Genomic DNA, 8,533 nt, shown 5'->3' on the forward strand with positions numbered 1-8,533 from the left:
CTGCTCGATCAGCGGTGAGCCGAGCACGCTTTTCATCGAGCGCATCAGCCGGCCTTCGACGCCGTCCACATAGGCGGCCAGCGCGGCGCGGCCGTAGAGGCGGCGCGGGTCGGCGTGCGGCGGCTGGCCTTCCATCGTGTAGAAGACGGAGGTCGGCATGGTGCGCTGGCCGGGCTCGACCTCGACCAGGTGCACGCCGCCATCGTCAGGCAATGCGATGGCCGAGTTCGAGGTGCCGAAGTCGATGGCGCAGAAGGCGGCGGTTTGAACGGCGGGCTGGCGCGCCGAGCTGGGGTGTGAGGAGGCGGCGTCTGGCATGGGGGCGGGATTGTGTCACGCCCGCCCGTTACGCTGCAGACGGCGCTTCAGGCGACCTGGACCATGGGCTGGCGCGCGGGCGCGGCCTCGCCGCAGAAGCCGAACTGCAGCTGCGGCTGGCGGCCACACATCAGCTCGGCCAGCGCCCGGCCGGAGCCGGCGCCGTGGGTCCAGCCCAGCGTGCCGTGGCCGGCGTTGAGCCAAAGGTTGCCGATCTTGCTGCGGCCGATGTAGGGGATGTTGGTGGGCGTGCTGGGGCGCAGGCCGGTCCAGAAGTTCGGCTCTGAGGTATCGGCCACGCCCGGGAACAGCTCTTCGTAGCGCTGCACCAGCGAGGCGCAGCGCACCTTGGCGGTGTTGGTGTCCAGCCGGGTGTCGTAGCCGGCCATCTCGGCCGTGCCGGCGATGCGGATGCTGTCGCCCAGGCGCGAGATCGCGATCTTGCGGCCATCGTCCAGCAGGCTCACGGTGCTGGCGGCTTCGGGGCGCTTGAGCTTCATCGTCGCCGAGTAGCCCTTGGCCGGGTAGATGTCCAGGTCCACGCCGATGGGGCGCAGCATGGGCGCGGTGTACGAACCCATCGCGGCCACCAGTTGGTCGACCACCAGCGTGCGGGCCTGGCCGGTCACTTGGTCCTTGATGCGCACGCTGCTGATGGCGTCGCCGCTGCGCTCGAAGCCCAGCACGTCGTGTTGCCAGAGGAACTTCACGCCGCGCTCGGCGCAGCGGCGGGCCAGTTCCTGCGTGAAGACACGGGCGTCGCCGGATTCATCGCTGGCGGTATAGGTGCCGCCGTGGATCTGGCTGCCAAAGGCCGCCAGCGCCGGCTCGACCTTCAGCACTTCCTCGCGGCTCAGCACGCGGCGGTCCACGCCGTACTCGCGCATCAGGCCGGCCGCCTGCGCTCCGGCCTCGAAGTCGGCCTGCGACGAGAAGAAATGCATGATGCCGCGCTCGAGACGGTTGTATTCGATGCCCGTCTCGTTGACCAAGGCCTTCAGCGATTCATGGCTGTAGGCGCCCAGCGCAACCAGTTGCTGCACGTTGCGTGCAAATGCGGCATCGGTGCACTGGGTCAGGAACTTGGCGCCCCAGCGCCACTGGTACGGATCCATGCGCGGGCGGAACAGCAGCGGCGCATCGTCGCGCAGCAGCCATTTGGCGACCTTCAGCGGCGCGCCGGCATTGGCCCAGGGTTCGCAGAAGCAGACGGAGATCTGCGCGCCATTGGCGAAGCTGGTTTCCAGCGCCGCGTCGGGCTGGCGGTCCACCACCGTGACTTCATGGCCTTCGGCTGCCAGGTACCAGGCGGTGCTGATGCCGATGATGCCGGCGCCGAGAACAATGACCTTCATGCCGCAGCCTCGCAAAAGATGCGGGCCGCGTCTTGCGGCCCATTGGGCGAATTGTCAACGGCGGCGCCCAAATCGAAAAGGTGGATTACTGAAATTCGACATTCATAAGAATCATGAATGTCCCAACCCGGTGCACGGGCGCCGTCCTCTGCAGAAGGTGCAAAGCGTGTGCCGAGGTGGGCCAAGATAAAGCCCTGAATAGCGTGTGGTTCTTGGCGTCATTCAACTTATCTCCGGGTGTGACGCGGCCGAAACTTTCCTTAACACTTTTGAGGAGAGGTCCACATGAATTCCCGGCCCAACAGCCTGCTTCGCCGCCTGATCGGTCTGCCTGCAGGTTCCGCCAGCCACCAACAAGACCCGGCCGACATGGGCACGGCCATTGGCATGGAATACACGCTGGACCAGCCGCCGCTGCCGCATCACACCGAGCCTGGTGGCGCCCGTGGACAAACGCCGTCCCGCGGCTGGTTTGCCCGCCGCCACAACAACTGAGCGCGCGGAGCGCCCACATCGGGACTCAGTCCGGCAGCTCGATCAGCAGCCCGGGCCGGTAAGCCGCCTGCTCGCCCTTGTTCGCATAGCCCAGCGGGTTGGCGACGACACGGCAGGCCCAGGGCAGCCCTTCGGTGCTGCTGCCCTGCACCGTGTAGTCGTTGAAACAATGCAGGTGGCCATGCATCCAGACCTGGGCCTGGGGCAGCAGGTCGTCCATCGCATTGCAGAACCCTGCGGTGCCGGGGTTCACGCCATAGCGTGGGTCCGCGCTGCGCAGCGATGGCGCGAAATGCGTCACCACCACCGTGTTGCCGTCGAACGGCTGGGTCAGCTGCTCGCGCAACCAGGCTTGGCTGGCGAGTGACAGCGCGCGCACGGCTTCGGCCAGCATTGGCTGGCCATCCTGCAGGCTGGTGTTCTTGCGCAGGTAGAAATTCGCTGCGCGGAAAGCTTTTTCGCGCAGCCGCAATTGTTCGGTGACGCTGGCGTCGGCCGGCGCGAGCGCATCGAAGTCGCTCCACAAGGTGCTGCCGATGAAGCGCACGCGCCCTCGCACCAGCACCTCGCCTTCCAGCCAGCCGATGCCCAGCTGCTCGCACAGGCTGCGCAGCCTGTCGTAGGTCGCCCGGTATTCGAGGTGGTCGAACTCGTGGTTGCCCGGCAGGAACATCACCTCGGGCCAAGCCGCGCCGGCGCCCTTGGGCGAGAAGCGCGCGAGGCCGAAATCGTCGCCCTTCAGACGCGAGCCGGCCTGGTAGGAGCCGATGTCGCCGGCCAGCACCAGCAGGTCGGCGCCGGGCAACGGCACGGGCACAAAACCTGGATCACGCTCCAGGTGCAAGTCGGACATCAGTTGGATCTTCATGGCGGGTGCAGTCTATCCAGGCTCGCTGGCTATACTGGCGGCTACTCGTCATTGGGGAGTAGCCGCCCTGTACCCACAGGGGTCCGCGTCAACACACTTGGCCCTCACGGCCATGGCGCGCACAGCAACCACCAAGCGCCGCTGGTCCTCAGCGCCGCTGGGCCTGGCAAGACCTTTGACTGCATCGCCTCCGGTTGGGCCGGGGTTGCGCGTGCAGTCCTGGTTTCTTGGTACCGGCCCCGGAGTTGTTCAGATGGAAGCTTTCCTCGTGTCCACCGGCGTCGTCGCGCTGGGTGAAATGGGCGACAAGACGCAGTTGCTGGCCGTTTTGCTGGCCGCGCGGTTCCGCAAGCCCTGGCCCATCATTGCCGGCGTGCTGGTCGCCACGCTGATCAACCATGCCTTTGCCGGCGCCATCGGTGGCGCAGTCGCTGCGTTGCTGGGGCCGGACCTGTTGCGCTGGGTGATTGGCGGCTCCTTCCTGGCCATGGCCGCCTGGATGATGGTGCCGGACAAGCTGGACGACGCCCCAGCGGGCAACAGCAGCCGCTTTGGCGTGTTCGGCACCACGGTGATCGCGTTTTTCATTGCCGAGATGGGCGACAAGACGCAGATCGCCACGGTGGCGTTGGCCGCCCGCTATGCCGACCTGTTCGCGGTGGTCGCAGGCACCACGCTGGGCATGATGCTGGCCAATGTGCCCGCGGTCTTCCTGGGCGACCAGATCGCCCGCAAGGTCTCGATGACGCTGGTGCACGGCATTGCCGCCGCGGTGTTCGCGGTGCTGGGCCTGCTGACGCTGTTCAACGTCGGCCACCTGTTCTGAGCATCAAAAAAGCGCCCCGCGGGGCGCTGCTGGTGGTGAGCTGACTGCGCCTCAAGCGCCCAGCGCCTTCTCCAGCTTGGCCTTGGTGGCGCTCAGTTTGGCCGGCAGGTGGTAGGCCAGCTGACTGAAAAGCTCGTCGTGCAACTTCAGCTCGGCGGTCCAGGCGGCCGGGTCGGCGCTGATGATGCTGGTGAACTGTTCGCGGCTGAAGTCCAGGCCTTCCCAGCTCAGGTCTTCGTAGCGCGGGCTCAGGCCGAAGAAATGTTCGGTCGCCTGCGCCTGGCCTTCCAGGCGCTCGACCATCCACTTCAGCACGCGCATGTTGTCGCCGTAGCCCGGCCAGACGAACTTGCCATCCGCGCCCTTGCGGAACCAGTTGACGCAGAAGATCGCCGGCAGCGTCGCACCTTCGGCCTGCAGCTTGGCGCCCAGGTCCAGCCAGTGCTGGAAGTAGTCGCTCATGTTGTAGCCGGTGAACGGCAGCATCGCGAACGGGTCGCGCCGCACCACGCCTTGCTGGCCGGCTGCCGCGGCGGTGGTTTCCGAGCCCATGGTCGCGGCCATGTAGACACCTTCGGTCCAGTCGCGTGCCTCGGTCACCAAGGGCACGGTGGTGGAGCGACGGCCGCCGAAGATGAACGCGTCGATGGCCACGCCGGCGGCGTCGTCCCAGGCCGGGTCCAGCGCCGGGTTGTTGGTGGCGGGAACGGTGAAGCGGGCGTTCGGGTGCGCGGCCTTGGCGCCCGTTTCCTTGCCAATCTGCGGCGTCCAGTCCTTGCCCTGCCAGTCGATGGCGTGCGCGGGCGCCGGGCCCATGCCTTCCCACCAGACGTCGCCGTCGTCGGTCAGCGCCACGTTCGTGAAGATCACGTCGCGGTCCAGGCTGTGCATGCAGTTCGGGTTGGTTTCGAAATTGGTGCCCGGGGCCACGCCGAAGTAGCCGGCCTCGGGGTTGATCGCGTAGAGCTTGCCGTCGGCGCGCGGCTTGATCCAGGCGATGTCGTCGCCGATGGTGGTGACCTTCCAGTCGCCCAGCGCGGCCGGCGGGATCAGCATCGCGAAGTTGGTCTTGCCGCAGGCGCTGGGGAAGGCAGCGGCCACGTGGTACTTCTTGCCGGCCGGACTCGTGACACCCAGGATCAGCATGTGCTCGGCCAGCCAGCCTTCGTCACGGCCCATGGTCGAGGCGATGCGCAGCGCGAAGCACTTCTTGCCCAGCAGCGCGTTGCCGCCGTAGCCGGAGCCGTAGGACCAGATCTCGCGCGTCTCGGGATAGTGCACGATGTACTTGGTCTTGTTGCAGGGCCATGAGACGTCCGCCTCGCCGGCCTGCAGTGGCGCACCCACGGTGTGCACGCAGGGCACGAAGTCGCCTTCCACGCCCAGCAGCTCGACCGCTGCGCGGCCCATGCGGGTCATCACGCGCATGTTGACCGCCACGTACGGCGAGTCCGACAGTTCGACGCCGATGTGGGCGATCGGCGAGCCCAGCGGGCCCATCGAAAACGGCACGACATACATCGTGCGGCCCTTCATGCTGCCCTTGAACAGCGGCTGCTCACCGGTCTGCAGCAGCGCGCGCATCTCGGCGGGCGCCATCCAGTTGTTGGTCGGGCCGGCGTCTTCCTTGCGCTGGGCGCAGATGAAGGTGCGGTCTTCGACCCGCGCCACATCGGAAGGATCGGAGCAGGCCAGGTAGCTGCCGGGGCGCTTGACGGGGTTCAGCTGCTTGAAGGTGCCGGCAGCCACCAGTTGCTGGCAGAGGCGGTCGTACTCCTGCTGGGAGCCATCACACCAGTAGATGTCGCTGGGCTCGGTGAGCGCGGCGACCTCGGCCACCCAGGCCAGCAGGCGGGCGTTCTTCACATAGGCGGGCGCGTTCAAACGCACACCTTCCTCGACGGGGCGGTTCATGGCAAGGCTCCAATCATCAAAGTCAAAAGACGGGATTGGGCGAACCTCGCCGATGTCACCGGAGCGGCGGCCAAACGGCCTGCCGGCACATGCGGGGCTCGCCCAATGCCGCGAGCGAGCGGGTGCCTGACGGCGGCGACAGTGCTGCAGCGGTTACATCGCAATTCCAGAAATGTCGCCCAGCCGCAGCCTGGTCCCATGGGTAGGCATCCGTCGCTTCAATGTAACTTCGAGGTAATCGTGCGCCAAGCGTGACCGATCCGTCATGCAAATCCGGCATGGACTGATGCCTGAGGCCGCAGCGGGATGGGCGACGGGGAAAAGCCGAGCAAAACCCGTGGATGCAGCGCCGGGAGTGCAAATGAGACATACTCTCATTTGTATGCGAAGCCGCGCCGGCATCCCGCCGCACGCTCACCCGCCGATCCTTCCCATCTGCTCCATGCTGTTGTCCGAACTCCCCACCGGTGCGCTCGCGCACGTGGCGCAGCTGCAAACGCGCAGCGCTGATCTCGATGAAGCCGCGCTGCAGCGTCTGGCCGAACTGGGCTTCCTGCCGGGCGAGCCGGTGCAAGTGGTGCAGCGTGGGCCGGGTGGGCGCGAGCCGCTGGCGGTGATGGTCGGCGATGCGCTGTTCGCGCTGCGGCTGGCCGAAGCCGTCTGCATCGAGGTGGCCCTGGATGGCGCGGCAAAGCTGGCCGAGGGGCAGGCATGAGCGCGGCAAACGCAGCGACCTTGGGCGAGCTCGGTGACCGCGCACCCAGCGTCGCGCTGGTCGGCAACCCGAACTGCGGCAAGACCGCGCTGTTCAACCTGCTGACCGGCGCGCGCCAGAAGGTCGCCAACTACGCCGGCGTCACCGTCGAGCGCAAGGTCGGCACGGCCCGCCTGGCCAGCGGCCGCACGGTCTCGGTGATCGACCTGCCGGGCGTCTACAGCCTGCGGCCAGTCACGCTGGACGAGCAGGTCACGCTGGAGGTCATCGAAGGCCGGCGTGCCGGGGAAGACGTGCCGGACCTGATCGTCGCGGTGGTCGACGCGACCAACCTGCGCATGAACCTGCGCCTGGTGCTGGAGCTGCGCGAGCTGGGCCGGCCGATGGTCGTGGCGCTGAACATGGCAGACGTGGCCCGCGCGCGCGGCCTGGCGATCGACAGCAAGATCCTCGCGGCCGAACTTGGCTGCCCGGTGGTCGAGACCGTGGCCGTGAAAAACGACGGCCACACCGGACTTCTGCAGCAGTTCGGCGAGGCCATTGGCCGCCTGCCAGCCGCTCCGGCCGCCGTCACCGAACACGGCCATGCCGCGCGGCCGGCGGTCGGCCTGAACGAAGTCATCGTGCTGCAGCGCGAGGTCACCCGCATCCTGGCACTGGCCGCCCCACAACCCATGCGCAAGCCGCGGCTGGACGCCCGGCTGGACGCGCTGGTGATGCATCCGTGGATCGGCCCGCTGATCCTTGCCGCGCTGCTGTTCATCATCTTCCAGGCCGTGTTCTCGTGGGCCAACTGGCCGATGGACCTGATCAAGGACAGCATGGCTGCATTGGGCGAGTGGACCAGCGCCCACATGCCCGATGGCCCGCTGCGCAGCCTGCTGGTCGACGGCGTGATCGCCGGCGTCGGCGGCGTGATCGTCTTCCTGCCGCAGATCCTGATCCTGTTCTTCTTCATCCTGATCCTGGAAGACTCCGGCTACCTGCCGCGCGCCGCCTTCCTGCTCGACAAGTTGATGGGCAAGGTTGGGCTGTCGGGCCGCGCCTTCATCCCACTGCTGTCCAGCTTCGCCTGCGCCATCCCGGGCGTGATGGCCACGCGCACCATCGCCAACTGGCGCGACCGGCTGGCCACCATCATGGTCGCGCCGCTGATGACCTGCTCGGCGCGGCTGCCGGTCTACGCGCTGCTGATCGGCGCCTTCGTGCCGGACCGCGCCGTCGGCCCGTTCAACCTGCGCGGCCTGACGCTGTTTGCGCTGTACCTGGCCGGCGTGCTGTCCGCCTGCGCGGTGGCCTGGGTCTTCAAGCGTGTGTGGCACAAGAGCCGCTACCAGCCGCTGATGCTGGAACTGCCGCCGTACCGCGTGCCCAGCCTGCGCAGCCTGGCGATGGGGCTGTGGGAGCGCGCGCACATCTTCATGCGCCGCGTCGGCACCATCATCTTCTCGCTGACGGTGCTGCTGTGGTTCCTCTCCAGCTACCCGGCTGCACCGGAAGGCGCCACCGGCGCGCCCATCCAGTACAGCTTCGCCGGCCAGCTCGGCAAGCTGCTGGAACACGTGTTCGCGCCCATCGGCTTCAACTGGCAGATCTCGATCGCGCTGGTGCCCGGCATGGCGGCGCGCGAGGTCGTGGTCGGCGCGCTGGGCACGGTGTATTCGCTGTCCGCGGCAGACGACCAGGTTGCCGAAAGCCTGGCCCCGGTGATTGCACAAGACTGGTCGCTGGCCACCGCTTACGCGCTGCTGGCCTGGTTCATCTTCGCGCCGCAGTGCATTTCCACGCTGGCCGCCGTGCGGCGCGAGACCAACAGCTGGCGCTATCCGTTCTGGATGGCGACCTACCTCTTCGCGCTGGCCTACGCGGCAGCGTTCGTGACCTATCACGTGACCCTTTGGCTGGGAGGCTGACGCCATGCTGATGCAGAACCTGATCGTCCTTTCACTGGTGGCCGGCAGCCTGGCCTATGCGCTGTGGACGCTGATGCCGGCAGCGCTGCGACAGGGCTTGGCGCGCAAGCTGCTGCCGCTGGCGCCGAA

Annotated in this window: 7 protein-coding genes, 1 pseudogene and 1 riboswitch; of the genes and pseudogenes, 4 read left to right on the forward strand and 4 right to left on the reverse strand. The window is 67.3% G+C overall.

The window, feature by feature from the left end:
- Both FKP22_RS13395 and FKP22_RS13400 read right to left on the reverse strand, forming a co-directional pair.
- A pseudogene (locus FKP22_RS13395) lies at nucleotides 1–318 on the reverse strand (hypothetical protein); the annotation flags it as partial.
- Between the two features lie 47 nt (nucleotides 319–365).
- Nucleotides 366–1,673, reverse strand: a complete 1,308-nt coding sequence (locus tag FKP22_RS13400) for a D-amino acid dehydrogenase (RefSeq protein ID WP_141287986.1) — start codon at nucleotides 1,671–1,673, stop codon at nucleotides 366–368.
- Nucleotides 1,674–1,958: 285 nt separating this feature from the next.
- On the opposite strand from FKP22_RS13400, the gene FKP22_RS13405 reads away from it, so the two are divergent.
- Entirely contained in the window at nucleotides 1,959–2,168 is a 210-nt protein-coding gene (locus FKP22_RS13405; RefSeq protein ID WP_141287987.1) for a hypothetical protein, read from the forward strand.
- A gap of 25 nt (nucleotides 2,169–2,193) precedes the next feature.
- On the opposite strand, the gene FKP22_RS13410 is transcribed toward FKP22_RS13405, so the two are convergent.
- Nucleotides 2,194–3,036: a metallophosphoesterase gene (locus FKP22_RS13410; RefSeq protein ID WP_141287988.1), complete on the reverse strand. Its 843-nt coding sequence runs from the start codon at nucleotides 3,034–3,036 to the stop codon at nucleotides 2,194–2,196.
- A gap of 41 nt (nucleotides 3,037–3,077) precedes the next feature.
- Nucleotides 3,078–3,265: riboswitch (yybP-ykoY riboswitch) on the forward strand.
- Between the two features lie 24 nt (nucleotides 3,266–3,289).
- On the opposite strand from FKP22_RS13410, the gene FKP22_RS13415 reads away from it, so the two are divergent.
- Complete coding sequence (locus FKP22_RS13415) at nucleotides 3,290–3,862, forward strand: TMEM165/GDT1 family protein (RefSeq protein WP_141287989.1); 573 nt, start codon at nucleotides 3,290–3,292, stop codon at nucleotides 3,860–3,862.
- Between the two features lie 51 nt (nucleotides 3,863–3,913).
- On the opposite strand, the gene FKP22_RS13420 is transcribed toward FKP22_RS13415, so the two are convergent.
- Nucleotides 3,914–5,776, reverse strand: coding sequence for a phosphoenolpyruvate carboxykinase (GTP) (locus tag FKP22_RS13420; RefSeq protein WP_141287990.1), 1,863 nt, complete (start codon nucleotides 5,774–5,776; stop codon nucleotides 3,914–3,916).
- 442 nt (nucleotides 5,777–6,218) lie between these two features.
- Here FKP22_RS13420 and FKP22_RS13425 point away from each other — a divergent pair, with 442 nt between their 5' ends.
- Nucleotides 6,219–6,491 (forward strand): FeoA family protein, encoded by a 273-nt coding sequence (locus tag FKP22_RS13425; protein ID WP_141287991.1) that lies wholly within the window; start codon nucleotides 6,219–6,221, stop codon nucleotides 6,489–6,491.
- The gene (gene feoB / locus FKP22_RS13430) at nucleotides 6,488–8,404 is read left to right on the forward strand and encodes a ferrous iron transport protein B (RefSeq protein WP_141287992.1); all 1,917 of its coding nucleotides are present in this window, start codon (nucleotides 6,488–6,490) and stop codon (nucleotides 8,402–8,404) included. The genes FKP22_RS13425 and feoB overlap by 4 nt, the downstream gene beginning before the upstream one ends.
- Nucleotides 8,405–8,533 lie beyond the last annotated feature (129 nt).

It is taken from the genome of Ideonella azotifigens (genome assembly GCF_006519715.1).
Classification (GTDB): Bacteria; Pseudomonadota; Gammaproteobacteria; order Burkholderiales; family Burkholderiaceae_C; genus Ideonella; species Ideonella azotifigens.